Annotated in this window: 12 protein-coding genes; 2 read left to right on the top strand and 10 right to left on the bottom strand. The window is 72.8% G+C overall.

The annotated features are described in order from the left end of the window. The 9 genes from J2X26_RS08240 to J2X26_RS08200 form a co-directional block, all read right to left on the bottom strand. Complete coding sequence (locus J2X26_RS08240; RefSeq protein WP_307491342.1) at positions 1–1,185, bottom strand: hypothetical protein; 1,185 nt, start codon at positions 1,183–1,185, stop codon at positions 1–3. 152 nt (positions 1,186–1,337) lie between these two features. Beyond that, a complete protein-coding gene (nadD, locus tag J2X26_RS08235; RefSeq protein WP_307491341.1) occupies positions 1,338–1,943 on the bottom strand; it encodes a nicotinate-nucleotide adenylyltransferase in 606 nt (201 codons plus the stop codon). A gap of 26 nt (positions 1,944–1,969) precedes the next feature. After that, the gene (locus tag J2X26_RS08230) at positions 1,970–2,122 is read right to left on the bottom strand and encodes a hypothetical protein (protein ID WP_307491340.1); all 153 of its coding nucleotides are present in this window, start codon (positions 2,120–2,122) and stop codon (positions 1,970–1,972) included. A 55-nt stretch (positions 2,123–2,177) separates the two neighbouring features. Beyond that, positions 2,178–3,485 (bottom strand): glutamate-5-semialdehyde dehydrogenase, encoded by a 1,308-nt coding sequence (locus J2X26_RS08225; protein WP_307491338.1) that lies wholly within the window; start codon positions 3,483–3,485, stop codon positions 2,178–2,180. 181 nt (positions 3,486–3,666) lie between these two features. After that, a complete protein-coding gene (proB, locus tag J2X26_RS08220; protein WP_055913078.1) occupies positions 3,667–4,815 on the bottom strand; it encodes a glutamate 5-kinase in 1,149 nt (382 codons plus the stop codon). Positions 4,816–4,863: 48 nt separating this feature from the next. Beyond that, positions 4,864–6,387: a GTPase ObgE gene (gene obgE, locus J2X26_RS08215; protein WP_307491335.1), complete on the bottom strand. Its 1,524-nt coding sequence runs from the start codon at positions 6,385–6,387 to the stop codon at positions 4,864–4,866. 120 nt (positions 6,388–6,507) lie between these two features. Then, the gene (gene rpmA, locus J2X26_RS08210; protein WP_055913072.1) at positions 6,508–6,768 is read right to left on the bottom strand and encodes a 50S ribosomal protein L27; all 261 of its coding nucleotides are present in this window, start codon (positions 6,766–6,768) and stop codon (positions 6,508–6,510) included. Between the two features lie 61 nt (positions 6,769–6,829). Then, entirely contained in the window at positions 6,830–7,138 is a 309-nt protein-coding gene (gene rplU, locus J2X26_RS08205) for a 50S ribosomal protein L21 (RefSeq protein ID WP_186814764.1), read from the bottom strand. 262 nt (positions 7,139–7,400) lie between these two features. Continuing rightward, positions 7,401–7,994 (bottom strand): TetR/AcrR family transcriptional regulator C-terminal domain-containing protein, encoded by a 594-nt coding sequence (locus J2X26_RS08200; RefSeq protein WP_307491334.1) that lies wholly within the window; start codon positions 7,992–7,994, stop codon positions 7,401–7,403. Between the two features lie 92 nt (positions 7,995–8,086). Between J2X26_RS08200 and J2X26_RS08195 the strand changes: the two genes are divergently transcribed. After that, positions 8,087–8,707, top strand: coding sequence for an NAD(P)H-dependent oxidoreductase (locus tag J2X26_RS08195; protein WP_307491332.1), 621 nt, complete (start codon positions 8,087–8,089; stop codon positions 8,705–8,707). Positions 8,708–8,725: 18 nt separating this feature from the next. Here the strand turns inward: J2X26_RS08195 and J2X26_RS08190 are convergent, their stop codons facing one another. Continuing rightward, entirely contained in the window at positions 8,726–11,833 is a 3,108-nt protein-coding gene (locus J2X26_RS08190; protein ID WP_307491331.1) for an Rne/Rng family ribonuclease, read from the bottom strand. A 491-nt stretch (positions 11,834–12,324) separates the two neighbouring features. Here J2X26_RS08190 and J2X26_RS08185 point away from each other — a divergent pair, with 491 nt between their 5' ends. Continuing rightward, positions 12,325–13,827, top strand: coding sequence for a cytochrome ubiquinol oxidase subunit I (locus tag J2X26_RS08185; RefSeq protein ID WP_307491329.1), 1,503 nt, complete (start codon positions 12,325–12,327; stop codon positions 13,825–13,827). The last annotated feature ends 1 nt before the right edge of the window (position 13,828 follow it).

Below are 13,828 nucleotides of genomic sequence, written 5' to 3'. Positions count from 1 at the left end.
TCAGAGTCCAGCAGGGTCGGCCGGCGGGCCGATCACCAGGTGCGCCGCGGCGGTGGAGCCGGCGTCGTCGGCCGAGTTGTTGCTCAGCAGCAGGACGATGAGGAAGCCGAGGACGAACGCGACGAGTGCGAGCACGATGAGGTGCAGCCACGTGTACGGGTGGCGCGGGCGCTCGACGTAGTCGTCATCGTCGTCGAAGTCGTCGTCCTCGTCGTGGGTGGTACCGAAGCCGACGTGGTCCGGCCGGCCGGCCGACGAGGCGGCGAACGCGGGCGCGGCCGGCTCTCCGCCGGCGCGGGGGGCGGGCACGGTGCCCGACGGCGAGAGCCCTGTCGGCGCCCAGGCGGCCGGTGCGGTTGCTGACTCCGGGGCAGGGGCGGCGGGCGTCTGCGCCCCGGACCAGCCGGGCTGGCCCGTCGGCTGTGCTGCGGGCCGGCTCGTCGCCGGCGCCGACGCCGAGCGTGCTGTCGACGGTGTGGACTGCCACGCGGCGGGCTGCGCGGCAGGAGCCGGTGCCTGGGCAGGACGCTGCTGCTGCCACGGCGCCTGCGGCGGGGCCGGGGCCTGCGGAGCGGGCGCCTGAGGTGCGGGGGCCTGCGGTGCGGACGGCTGCGTGCCCCAGGACCCGACGGTCCCCGCTGCGGCGGCTCCGGAGCCGGTCCAGCTGGGGCTCTCGCGACGGACGGGCTGCGCAGGGGTGCCGCTCTGCGGCGGCGTCGCGGCGCGCTCCTGCGACGGCGACCACCCGGCGCCCGGCGCGGCCGGACCGGTCGGCTCGGCGCTGCGCTGGCCCCACTGCGCCGGAGCGCCCGAGGAGGGTGCCGGGCGCGAGGTGGCGGGACCGCTCGGGGCGGCGGCAGCGGGGCGGGACGTCGCGGGCGACGTCGGTGCTGCGGGACGCGTCGCCGGCGGGGGCACGGCGGCGGGGGGACGCTGGGCCGCCGGCGTGCGGGAGATCGCGGGAGCGCCGGACGGAGCCTGGCGCGGCGGCGGCGGTGCGGTCGGCCGGCTGGGCGGGGTGGCGGCCGGCGGCTGCGCCGACCACGCGGGGGTGCCGGAGCCTGCCGGGGCGGGGCGCGAGCTGGTCGGGTCCAGCGACGTGTCGCGGATGGATCGGCGGGACCGGCTGGCGTCGGACGCGGTGCCGCGGGGCGGGGTGTCCTCGCCGCCGCTCGGTCCACGCATCGCACGACGAGAGACGGGGGCGGAGTCCGGACGGGCAGGTGCGGGGGTGGCCGGCGGTGCCGCGGGCCCGGGGTCGGGTGCGGCGCCCTGGACGTCACCCGTCTCAGGGTTGCGATGGAGCTCGCGACGACGGCGCCGCTCTCCCGGTTCACTCATGACTGACCTCGATACAACCTGTGCTTGGCGATGTACTGGACGACCCCGTCGGGGACGAGATACCAGACTGGCTGCCCGGCGCGTGCTCGTGCGCGGACGTCGGTCGAGGAGATCGCCAGGGCGGGAACCTCCAGGACGTGCACACGATCACCGGGGAGCCCGTCGACCGACAGTGCGTGCCCGGGGCGGGTGACCGCCACGAACTGCGCCATCGAGAAGAGCTCGTCGGCATCCTTCCACGTCACGATCTGTGCGATGGCGTCCGCACCCGTGATGAAGAAGAGTTCGGCGTCCGGGCGCGTGGTCTTGAGGTCGCGGAGGGTATCCACGGTGTACGTCACACCCGAACGGTCCACGTCGACGCGGCTCACGGTGAAGCGCGGGTTCGAGGCGGTGGCGATGACCGTCATCAGGTAGCGGTGCTCGGCGGCGGTGACGTCCTGATGCAGCTTGAACGTCGGCTGACCTGTCGGGACGAAGACGACCTCGTCGAGCTCGAACCGTGCGGCGACCTCGCTCGCGGCGACCAGGTGACCGTGGTGGACGGGGTCGAACGTGCCACCCATCACACCCAGCCGCGTCCTGCGCGGTCGCTCCGACATCTGTTCGGTGCCCTCCGGTCGGTCGGTCAGTGGCGCGTCCCGACACTCCGGAACGCGAACGTGATCAGCAGCAACGCGACGAGACCCACGAACGCACCGACACCGAACACCACGGGCGGGAACGGCAGCTCGTTGGTGTGCTCGGCGGCCTCAGCAGCGGTGATCAGGGCAGCATGCACGTCAATCCTCCAAGGGTGGGCGAGAGCCAACAGTGTCGCACGATCGGCTGTGCGATCAGGGGCGGACGTGCCCGTCCCCGTGCACGATCCACTTGGTGGTGGTGAGCTCGCCGAGGCCCATCGGCCCACGCGCGTGCAGCTTCTGCGTGGAGATCCCGATCTCGGCGCCCAGGCCCAGCTGACCGCCGTCGGTGAAGCGGGTCGACGCGTTCACCATGACCGCCGCGGAGTCCACCTCGGCGACGAACCGCTCGGACGACGCGAGGTCCCGCGTGATGATCGCCTCGGTGTGCCCGGAGCTCCACTCCCGGATGTGGTCGAGGGCCTCGTCGAGCGAGTCGACCACGCGGACGGCGAGGTCGAGCGACAGGTACTCGGTCGCCCAGTCCTCGTCCGTGGCCGGCACGCAGGAGACCTCGTCCGGGGCCAGCGCGAGGGTCGTCTCGTCGCCGTGGATGGTCACGCCCGCGTCGGCCAGCATCGCCAGCGCCACCGGCAGGAACTCGTCGGCGACCGCCTGGTGCACCAGCAGGGTCTCGGCGGCGTTGCAGACACCGACGCGCTGGGTCTTGGAGTTCAGGAGGATCGGGATGGCGACCGCGAGGTCGGCCGTCTCGTCGACGTAGACGTGCACGTTGCCGACGCCGGTCTCCACGACCGGCACTGTCGACTCCCGCACGACCGTCTGGATGAGGTCCGCCCCGCCGCGCGGCACGAGCACGTCCACGAGGCCGCGAGCGTGCATGAGTGCCACAGCCCCTTCACGTCCCCACGCGTCGATCGACTGGACCAGGGCCCCGGGCAGCCGCTGCCCGACGAGTGCCTGCGACAGGACGCCGACGATGACCTCGTTGCTCGCCGCCGCGGCCGAGCCGCCGCGCAGGATGACCGCGTTCCCGCTCTTGAGGGCCAGCCCCGCGGCGTCGACCGTCACGTTGGGCCGAGCCTCGTAGATCATGCCGACGACACCCATCGGCACCCGCACCTGGCGCATCCGCAGACCGTTCGGCAGCGTCTGGCCGCGCACGACCTCTCCGACCGGGTCCGGCAGCGCGGCGAGCTCCCGCAGGGCATCCGCGATCGCCACGATGCGCTCGGGCGTCAGCGCCAGGCGGTCGAGCAGCCCGGCGGACGTGCCGTTCGCCCGGCCGCGCTCCAGGTCGACCGCGTTGGCCGCGACGATCTCGGGAGTGGCCGCGACGAGGGCGTCGGCCATCGCCCGCAGCGCTGCGTCCTTGGTGGCGCGGGTGGCGGTGGCGAGCCGACGGGAGGCGACCTTGGCCCTCTCGGCGACCGCGCGGACCTGCGCGGTCACGTCCGTCTCGGCTGTCGTCTGCACCGGCTGGTCGAGCGACGTCGTCATCGCACCAGGGTAGTCCCGCCGGATCGCGACACCGGCGCCCCCGCTCTGGGTCCGCACCCCCACGCGCTGGAGCCCACCGGAGTGCGGCCGTCGTCGCGCGAGCTCTCGGCGTCACGCGCGGGGGCGCAGACCTCGTGCGGGTGCGGGCGACGCGTGCCCGTCGGCACCGGCGCGAGCAGGGTCAGCGGCGCTTGCGGACCAGGACCAGGTCGTCGCGGTGGACCAGCTCGCGGTCGTATCCCGGGCCCAGGGAGGCGCGCAGCTCGGAGGTCGAGCGGCCCAGCAGCGGCGGGACCTCCTCGGCGTCGTAGGAGACCAGCCCGCGCGCCACCAGGTGACCGTCGGGGCCGACGAGCTCGACGGGGTCGCCCGCCTCGAACGTGCCCTCGACACCGGTCACCCCGGCGGGCAGCAGCGAGGTCCCCCGCTCCAGGACGGCCCGTACCGCACCGGCGTCGAGCACCAGCCGTCCGCGCGTGTTCGCGGCGTGCGCGAGCCACAGCCGGCGGATCGACGTGCGTCGACCGGTCGCCGTGAACCAGGTGCCGACGTCCTGTCCGGCCAGCGCCTGCGCCGCCTGCGCGGCGGACGTCAGGACGACCGGGACCCCGGACTGCGTCGCGATCGCGACCGACTCGAGCTTGGTCACCATCCCGCCGGTGCCGACGGCACTCCCCCGCGACGCGACGTCGATGCCTTCGAGGTCCTGCGCGTGGACGACCGACGCGATCCGCCGGGACCCGTCGCGCGACGGCGGCCCGGTGTAGAGCGAGTCGACGTCGCTGAGCAGCAGCAGCGCGTCCGCGTGCACCAGGTGCGAGACCAGGGCGGCCAGACGGTCGTTGTCCCCGAACCGGATCTCGTCGGTGGCCACGGCGTCGTTCTCGTTGATGACGGGCACGATCCCGAGGTCGAGCAGCCGGGTCAGTGCTCTGTGCGCGTTGCGGTAGTGGACCCGTCGGACGGTGTCGTCGGCGGTCAGCAGCACCTGCCCGACCTGCAGCCCGTACCGGGCGAACGCGGCCGTGTAGTGCGCGACGAGCAGCCCCTGACCGACCGACGCGGCAGCCTGCTGGGTCGCCAGGTCGCGCGGGCGGGCCGCCAGACCGAGCGGGCCGAGGCCGGCGGCGATCGCGCCGGACGACACCAGCACCACCTGTCCGCCCGCGGCGCGGCGCGCGGCGAGCACGTCGACCAGCGCGTTCAGCCGCTCCGGAGCGAGCCGCCCGTCCGGCCCGGTCAGCGACGACGAGCCGATCTTGACGACCACCCGGGACGCCGAGACCAGCTGTTGGCGGTCCTGCAGGGCGTCGACGGTCACGTCCCGCATTCTGCCGCGTGGCCGCTGCAGGTCACGCGCATATCCGGTGGCCGGACGTCAGCTCTCCGCCGCGTCGGTCCAGACGCCGGCCTCGCGCTCGGTCCACAGCTCCTCGCGCGCCTCCGTCTTGGCGTCCATGCGCTCCTTGTACTCCTGGCGCTTCTCGCCACGCGTCGGGCGCGAGTGGTCCTCGAGCCGCAGGTCGACGCCGCGCGGACCGCCGAGGAACTCGGAGCCGGTCATGAGCGTGGGCTCCCAGTCGAACACCACCGCGTTGTGCTCCGGGCCGATGCGCACCTCGTCGCCGGCGACGGCACCCGCGGCGAACAGCTTCTCCTCGACCCCCAGCCGCGCCAGCCGGTCTGCCAGGTAGCCGACGGCCTCGTCGTTGGAGAAGTCGGTCTGGCGCACCCAGCGCTCGGGCTTCTCGCCCCGCACCCAGAAGTACACGCCCTGGCCCTCGACCTCGCGGCGCGTCACGGTGAACCCGGCGTCGTCCACGGCCTTCGGGCGCAGCACGACGCGGGTGTTCTCCGGCGCCGGCGCGTCGCGACGGGCCTTGTCGACGATCTCCCCGAGCGCGAACGTCAGCGGACGCAGGCCCTCGTGGCTCGCGGTCGACACCTCGAACACGCGGAACCCGCGGGCCTCGAGGTCAGGCTTGACCAGCTCGGCCAGCTCGCGCGCCTCGGGGACGTCGATCTTGTTGAGGACGATGATCTGCGGTCGCTCCAGGAGCGGGACGCGCCCACCCTCGATGCTCAGGTCGCCCGCGTACGTCCGCAGCTCGACCTCGATGTCCTCGAGGTCCGAGAGCGGGTCGCGGTCGGGCTCGAGCGTCGCGCAGTCGAGCACGTGCACGATGACCGCGCAGCGCTCGATGTGCCGCAGGAACTCCAGGCCCAGGCCACGCCCCTCGGACGCGCCCGGGATGAGCCCCGGGACGTCGGCGACGGTGTACCGCGCGCTGCCCGCCTGCACCACGCCCAGGTTGGGGACCAGCGTCGTGAAGGGGTAGTCGGCGATCTTCGGCCGCGCCGCGGAGATGGCGGCCACGAGGCTGGACTTGCCGGCGCTCGGGTAGCCGACGAGCGCGACGTCGGCGATCGTCTTGAGCTCGAGCACGATGTCCTGCTCGTTGCCCGGCTCGCCGAGGAGCGCGAAGCCGGGTGCCTTGCGGCGCTGCGAGGCGAGCGCGGCGTTGCCGAGCCCCCCGCGACCGCCGGCAGCCGCCACGTACTCGGCGCCCACGCCGACGAGGTCGGCGAGCACGGTGCCGTCGGGAGCCTTCACGACGGTGCCGTCCGGGACACCGAGCACCAGGTCGGCGCCGGTGGACCCGGAGCGGTGGTCACCCATGCCCTGTGTCCCCGACGGGGCGTGCCGGTGGGGCGAGTGGTGGTAGTCGAGCAGTGTGGTGACCTGCGGGTCGACCGCGATGATCACCGAACCACCGTTGCCGCCGTTGCCCCCGTCGGGGCCGGCGAGCGGCTTGAACTTCTCCCGGTGGATGGACGCACAACCGTGCCCACCGTCACCGCCGGTCGCATGCAGCACGACCCGGTCGACGAATGTCACCACGGCTGAACCTCCCTTGCATTGCTACTTATCGATACTCACACGCAGAAGGGGCGCACCGCACCGGTGCGCCCCTCCCACGAATGACCCGACGCGGACCGATGCCGCATCGTCATGAAGAACTCAGACCTCGGCCGCCACGACGATGTCGATGACCTTGCGGCCACGGCGCGTCCCGAAGGTCACGGCGCCGGGGGCGAGGGCGAACAGCGTGTCGTCGCCGCCACGGCCGACGTTCACGCCGGGGTGGAAGTGCGTGCCGCGCTGGCGGACGATGATCTCGCCGGCCTTGACGACCTGGCCACCGAAGCGCTTGACGCCCAGGCGCTGGGCGTTCGAGTCGCGACCGTTGCGCGAGGAGCTCGCGCCCTTCTTGTGTGCCATGACGAACCTGCTTTCGTGCTCAGAGAATGGGGGTCCGCAGCCTGCAGGCCACGGCGCGAGATCAGGAGATGCCGGTGACCTTGAGGCGGGTCAGCTTCTGGCGGTGACCCTGGCGCTTGCGGTAGCCGGTCTTGTTCTTGTACTTGAGGATGTCGATCTTGGGACCCTTCTCGTCCCGCACGACCTCCGCCGTCACCTTCACCTTGGCCAGGGCCTTGGCGTCGGTGGTGACCTTCTCACCGTCGACGAGCAGCAGGGCGGTCAGCTCGATGGTCGACCCGGCCTGCGCGGCGAGGCGGTCGACGACGACGACGTCGCCCACCGCGACCTTCTCCTGGCGGCCGCCAGCCTTCACGATCGCGTACACCACGTTGCTGCTCATCTCTGCTCGTCGAACTGCCTAGGTCACTAACGCTCTGGGTGTGCCCTGCCTGCGCCCGCGCACATCCCGCTGCCACCGGTTGTCGCCGGTTCCCGTGGGGGTTCGCGTCGGCGCCGCTGCGGCGGCACACCTGACCAGCGCGCACACGACGCGCCGACGTTCTAGGGTACGGACCCCACGCCGCAGGGTCAAACCTGACGGTCCCGCCACCGGGGCGACGTGACCTAACGCACGTCGTCCAGGGTACCCGTCAGCGGGCCGCGGTTGCCGCCACGCCGTCGACCGCGACCCCCAGCCGGGACTCGAGCCCTCGCACGATCACGTCGACGCCGAACGCGAAGCGCTCCTCGACGTCGCCGCTCGCGCCCGCCGGCATCGCCTGCTCCTCCACCGCGAACCCCTGGACGAACGCGAGCAGCGTCCCCCAGGAGCGGGTCGCGTCGGGCACGGTGAAGCCTGCCCCGACGAGGATCGACAGGGGCAGGTCGATCCACCCGGCCAGCCGTTCGTCGGCGAGATACGTCCCGCTGAACACCCGGGCGCCGTCCCTGCGGGCCAGCAGCGCCGCGCGGAACCGGACGGCCGAGAGTCGCACGCAGTCCTGCCACGGCTCCCCCTCGAGCGCGGCGAGCTCCTCGTTGGCCTCGACGATGAGGTCGCGCAGCATGGTGGTCGCCATCTCGTCGAGCAGCGCCGCCTTGCTGGGCACGTGCCAGTACAGCGCCGCGGCCTGCACGCCGAGGTCGCTCGCCAGGCGGCGGAGCGTGAGCCCGTCCAGCCCGACCTCGTCGAGCAGGTCCAGCGCGCGCCGCACGATCCGCTCGCGATCCAGCCGTTGCGCCATCCGAACCTCCTCGGGTCTCGGCCCACCTTGACAACTGAACGGCGTTAAATCAATCTAACAGCGTTCAATTTAACACCGTTCAAGGAGTCGTCATGCGCACGATGGTCATCGTCAACCACCCGTACGAGGGCAGCTTCTGCCACGCGCTCGCCGACGCCGCGGCGCAGGGTGCGCGGCGGGCCGGGAGGGACGTGGACCTCCTCGATCTCGACGCCTCGGGCTTCGACCCGGTGATGCGCCGCGCGGACCTGGCGGCCTGGCGGGAGCACACGACCATCGACCCGGTCGTGGCCGACCTGCAGCGCCGGATCGACGCCGCCGACCACCTCGTCCTGGTGCACCCCGTCTGGTGGGAGACCGCGCCGGCGGTGATGAAGGGGTTCATCGACAAGGTGCTCGTGCCCGGCTGGGCGTACGAGGACGGCGCGTTCGGCCTGCCCCGCGGACGGTTCGTCCGGCTCCAGCGCGTCACCGTGGCCACCACGATGGCGACCCCGGGACCCGCCTACCGGTGGCTGTTCGGCAACACTGCGCAGAAGGCGTCGGTCCGCGGGGTGTGGCAGAAGATGGGCGTGCCGGCGCGATGGCTGAGCCACCCGCGCGTGGCCGAGGTGTCCCCGCAGCGACGCGAGCGGTGGCTCGCGCGCATGGAGGACCGGGTGGCCGGCGTGCGGCTGGCACCCCGCGACGAGGCGCTCGTGCCGGTCGGCTGACCGGCACGAGCCCTGTCGTCAGCCCTGCTGGGTGTCGGCGTCGTCCGCAGGCTCGGCGTCCGCGGGCTCGTCGTCCGCAGGCTCGGCGCTGTCCGCCTCGAACACGTCCGCGGGGACCGCCGTGAGCTCGAGCTCCTCGACCGGTCCGTCCGACTCGGGCTCCGCCGGCAACTGCGTGCCGGCGAACTCGGCGAACACGTCGAGAGCGGGAGCGCTGGGCGCCGGCGCCTCGTCGGTCTCGGCGATGACGGCCGGAGCGTGGTGCTCGTGGTCGTGCTCGTGCGCGTGGGCGGCGGCCGCGGCGATCGTCGCGAGCGTCGCCTTGACCGCCTCCCGGGCCTCGGGCAGGACCGGCACGCCCGCGTGCGGGACGTGCGCGACCGGCTCCTTGGCACCGCCGCGCTTGCGACGAGACCGCTTGGCCTCACCCTCGGCGGCGGTGGTGGCCGGCTGCTGCTGGGCACCGGCGTCGGGACGCTGGTTGTTCTTCTCGATCGGCTCCTCATGCACGATGAAGCCGCGCCCGTGGCAGTGCTCGCACGTCTCGCTGAACGCCTCGACGAGGCCCTGGCCGACGCGCTTGCGCGTCATCTGGACCAGGCCGAGCGAGGTGACCTCGGCGACCTGGTGCTTGGTCCGGTCGCGGCCCAGGCACTCCACCAGGCGGCGCAGCACGAGGTCGCGGTTGGACTCGAGCACCATGTCGATGAAGTCGATGACGATGATGCCGCCGATGTCGCGCAGGCGGAGCTGGCGGACGATCTCCTCGGCGGCCTCGAGGTTGTTGCGCGTCACGGTCTCCTCGAGCGTGCCGCCCGAGCCCGTGAACTTGCCGGTGTTGACGTCCACGACCGTCATGGCCTCGGTCCGGTCGATGACCAGCGAGCCGCCCGACGGCAGCCAGACCTTGCGGTCCATGCCCTTGGCCAGCTGCTCGTCGATGCGGTGCACCGCGAAGACGTCCGTGTCGGACTCCCAGCGGGACACCTTCTGCGCCAGGTCCGGGGCGAGCTCGTCGATGTACGACGAGATCGTCGACCAGGCGTCGGCACCCTCGACCACGAGGGACGAGAAGTCGTCGTTGAAGATGTCGCGGACCACGCGGATGGCCATGTCCGGCTCGCCCTGGAGCAGGGCCGGGGCCGACGCGGTCTTCGACTTCTTCTCGATGGCCTCCCACTGCCCCTGCAGGCGGGCGATGTCGGCGCGCAGCTCGTCCTCGCTGGCCCCCTCGGCGGCCGTGCGGACGATGACGCCGGCGGAGTCCGGGACGATCTCGCGCAGGATCTTCTTCAGGCGGTTGCGCTCGGTGTCGGGCAGCTTGCGGCTGATGCCGGTCATGCCGCCGCCGGGCACGTACACCAGGTAGCGGCCGGCGAGCGTGACCTGCGAGGTCAGACGCGCACCCTTGTGGCCGATCGGGTCCTTGGTGACCTGCACGAGCACGGGGTCACCGGACTTGAGCGCCTGCTCGATGCGGCGGGCCGACCCGCCCTCGAGCCCGGCGGCGTCCCAGTTGACCTCACCGGCGTACAGCACGGCGTTGCGGCCCTTGCCGACGTCGACGAACGCGGCCTCCATGCTCGGGAGCACGTTCTGCACGCGACCGAGGTAGACGTTGCCGACCATCGACGACTGCGCCTGGTTGGACACGTAGTGCTCGACGAGCACACCGTCCTCGAGCACGGCGATCTGCGTGCGGGCGTTCTTCTCGCGCACGATCATCGAGCGGTCCACCGACTCGCGGCGGGCGAGGAACTCGGACTCCGTGATGATCTGGCGGCGACGGCCGGCGTCGCGACCGTCCCGGCGGCGCTGGCGCTTGGCCTCGAGCCGCGTGGAGCCGCGCAGGGCCGTGACCTCGTCGCTCGGCGCTCGCGTGCGGGCCGGGCGGGCCTCGCCCTGCTCGCCGGAGTCGCCCCGCGAGGAACCCCGACGGCGGCGGCGACGCCGACGGCTCGAGCCGTCGCCCTCCACCGCGGAGTCGTCGGCGTCGGACTCGGTGTCGCCCTCGGCACCCTCGTCGGACTCGTCGTCCGACTCGTCGGCGTCCTCGGTCGTGCCCGCCGACTCGGGACGGCTGCGCCGACCCCGGCCGCCACGGCGACGACGGCGACGGGGTGCACCGGCGGCGCCCTCGTCGGACGCCTCGTTCTCGTCGTCCTCGTCCGACTCGACCTGGTCGTCGGCGGTCTGGTCCTCGGCGACCTCGTCGGCAGGGATCTCGTCCTGCGCGTCGACGTCCTCGGCGGCGGCGTCCTCGACGGACGCCGCGTCACCGGTGCGGCCACGACGACCACGGCGGCGTGATCCGCGCGACGACGTCGACGAGGGCGCTGCGGCCTGCTCCGTCGGCTCCGCCTGCTCGACCGTCTCGGCGACCAGCTCGGCGGCGTCGCGGTGGGCGGCCTCCGAGATCTCCTCCGGCGAGCCCGTGCTGGCCTGAGCGCGGCGGCGGCGCGGCCGTGCGGCGCTCGGGTCCGGCGCCTGGAAGAGCAGCGCGGTCGTGGCGAAGCGGGAGCCGGTGGAGGTGGTGCTCGTGGTGGCGCTCGCGGGCTCGGCCGGCTCCCCCGCCTGAGTCGTGGCAGCCAGCTCGGCGAGGACGTCGAGCGTCGCAGCGCCCTCGGCCTCCTCGTCCTCGACGACCTCGGCCTCGGCCTCGACGACGGGCTCGGGTGCCGGCTCCGGAGCGGAGGCGGCGCGAGTCCCGGAGCGGCGGCGGCGAGGCGCAGCCTTGGCCGGCTCGGCCTCGGGCTCGGACGGCGTGGCGGCCGCGGGGGCCTCGGCGACGACGGGCGGAACCTCGGCCTCGGGGGCGGTGACGGCCGGTGCCTCGTCGGACGCGCCGACGACGACGGTGCGCGTCACGCGGCGGGACTTCTTCTTGGGCGGGGCGACCGGCGCGGCGGATGCGTCCGAGCTCTGCTCCTCGACGACGGACGCCGTCTGGACAGGCGGCTCGACCGGCTCTGCGGTGGGGGCCGGCACGGTGACCACGGCGTCGGCCGGGGCGTCGTTGCTGGGAGCGGCGGTCACGCGGGTGGCACGGCGGCGGCGCGGGGGTGCGGGCGGTGCCTCACCCCCGGCGGTCGTCACGTCTGTGGTGGGGGTGTTCTCGTCGGTCACGCGAAGTGCTCCTGGGTACCGGGCATCGCCACCCACACGCGGCGGTACTCGGTCGGTCGGTCGTCGCACGCGTGCTGCGCGGCGACGGAAAGTCGGCGGTCGTGGCTGCTGCACCCGGTCGGCGCCATCGCCTGCGGGGCCGGAGCCGTCGGTCCCGATCGGGGACCAGCGGGTGGCGAAGCGGCGGCTGGCGCGCACGACATGCTGGTGCTGCGAGCTCAAGGGTCCCGAGACGGTGTGGTCGTCCTAGGAGCCGGGGTCAGTATCGCACAGGGGTCTTCGCACGGCGTGCCGCGTGTCCACGTCGGCGCGTCCCGGTGTGACGCACACCCGGCCGCGTCTGGCTTCCAGCACCCCCGCCACAGGAGCAGACTGGACCCGGTCCTCGCGTTGCTGTCCAGGCCACCTGACCTGGACGGTCGTCTCGTCCGTCGGGCGCCCGGACCGTAGACCCGACGCACCCGCAGCTCCTGTAGCACCCCGGAGGACTCGTGGACACGCTGGACGTGGCACGGTGGCAGTTCGGCATCACGACCGTCTACCACTTCATCTTCGTCCCGTTGACGATCGGCCTGGCGCCACTGGTCGCGATCATGCAGACGGCGTGGGTGCGGACGGGGAACGAGCGCTGGCTGCGTCTCACCAAGTTCTTCGGGAAGCTCCTGCTCATCAACTTCGCGATCGGTGTGGCCACCGGCATCGTGCAGGAGTTCCAGTTCGGCATGGCGTGGAGCGAGTACTCCCGCTTCGTCGGTGACGTGTTCGGTGCCCCGCTCGCCATGGAGGCGCTCGCCGCGTTCTTCGTCGAGTCGACGTTCCTCGGGCTGTGGATCTTCGGCTGGGACAAGCTGCCGAAGAAGGTCCACCTCGCCTGCATCTGGGCGGTGGCGATCGCCACGAACCTGTCCGCCTACTTCATCCTCGCCGCGAACTCCTGGATGCAGCACCCGGTCGGTGCCACGTTCAACGCGGAGCGCGGGCGCGCCGAGATGACGGACATCGGCGCCGTGCTGTCGAACAACACGCTGCTCGCGGCGTTCCCGCACACGATCTCGGCCGCGTTCCTCACCGCAGGGACGTTCGTCGCCGGCATCGCCGCCTGGTGGATGGTGCGGCTGGTGCGCGCGGGCCAGGCGGACAAGGCGCGCGACGTCTACCGCCCCGCGGTCGTCCTCGGGGTCATCGTCATGGTGATCTCCGGCGTCGGTGTCGCCCTGAGCGGCGACCAGCAGGCCAAGCTCATGTTCGAGCAGCAGCCGACGAAGATGGCGGCCGCCGAGGCGCTGTGCCAGACGACCTCCAGCGTGCCCTTCTCGATCCTCGCGATCGGGCCGCTGGGCACGGGCGACGACTGCGACCAGGTCACCCACCTCCTCGAGATCCCCGGCGCGCTCTCGTTCCTGGCGACGGGTGACTTCTCCGCCACCCTGCAGGGCACCGACCAGCTGCAGCAGTCGTACGAGGAGAAGTTCGGGTACACCGACGCGAACGGCGACCCGATCAGCTACATCCCGAACCTCGCCGTCACCTACTGGGGCTTCCGTCTCATGATCGGCTTCGCGCTCGGCTCGGCCGCGCTCGCGGTGGTGGCGTTCTGGGTGACCCGCAAGGGCCGCGTGAGCGGGAACGTGTGGGTCGGCCGGCTCGGCATCGCCGCGATCGCGACCCCGTTCCTGGCCTCGTCGTTCGGCTGGATCTTCACCGAGATGGGCCGTCAGCCCTGGGTCGTCGCGCCCAACCCGAACCCCGGCGGCGTCGACGGCGTCTGGCTGCTCACCGCCCGCGGCGTCTCCACGGTGACCAGCACGGGGACGATCCTGACGAGCCTGATCGCCTTCACGCTGCTCTACGGGGTCCTCGCCGTGTTCTGGTACCGCCTCATGCACCGGTACGCGATCCAGGGTGTGGCGGACAGCGAGCACGACCCCAGCCCGGACAACCCCGACAACGACCCAGGCACGGCGCACGAGCGTCCCCTGTCGTTCGCGTACTGAG

The sequence above is a fragment of the Cellulomonas humilata genome (genome assembly GCF_030814415.1).
GTDB lineage: Bacteria > Actinomycetota > Actinomycetes > Actinomycetales > Cellulomonadaceae > Cellulomonas > Cellulomonas humilata_A.
The sequence above is the reverse complement of the archived record's forward strand: the minus strand, read 5'-3'. Positions and strand labels throughout refer to the sequence as shown.

Coding starts and splice junctions, on each gene's coding strand:
- J2X26_RS08240 (WP_307491342.1), bottom strand. CDS start 1,185: ATGCGTGGACCGAGCGGCGGCGAGGACACCCCGCCCCGCGGCACCGCG.
- nadD (WP_307491341.1), bottom strand. CDS start 1,943: ATGTCGGAGCGACCGCGCAGGACGCGGCTGGGTGTGATGGGTGGCACG.
- J2X26_RS08225 (WP_307491338.1), bottom strand. CDS start 3,485: ATGACGACGTCGCTCGACCAGCCGGTGCAGACGACAGCCGAGACGGAC.
- proB (WP_055913078.1), bottom strand. CDS start 4,815: ATGCGGGACGTGACCGTCGACGCCCTGCAGGACCGCCAACAGCTGGTC.
- rpmA (WP_055913072.1), bottom strand. CDS start 6,768: ATGGCACACAAGAAGGGCGCGAGCTCCTCGCGCAACGGTCGCGACTCG.
- J2X26_RS08200 (WP_307491334.1), bottom strand. CDS start 7,994: ATGGCGCAACGGCTGGATCGCGAGCGGATCGTGCGGCGCGCGCTGGAC.
- J2X26_RS08195 (WP_307491332.1), top strand. CDS start 8,087: ATGCGCACGATGGTCATCGTCAACCACCCGTACGAGGGCAGCTTCTGC.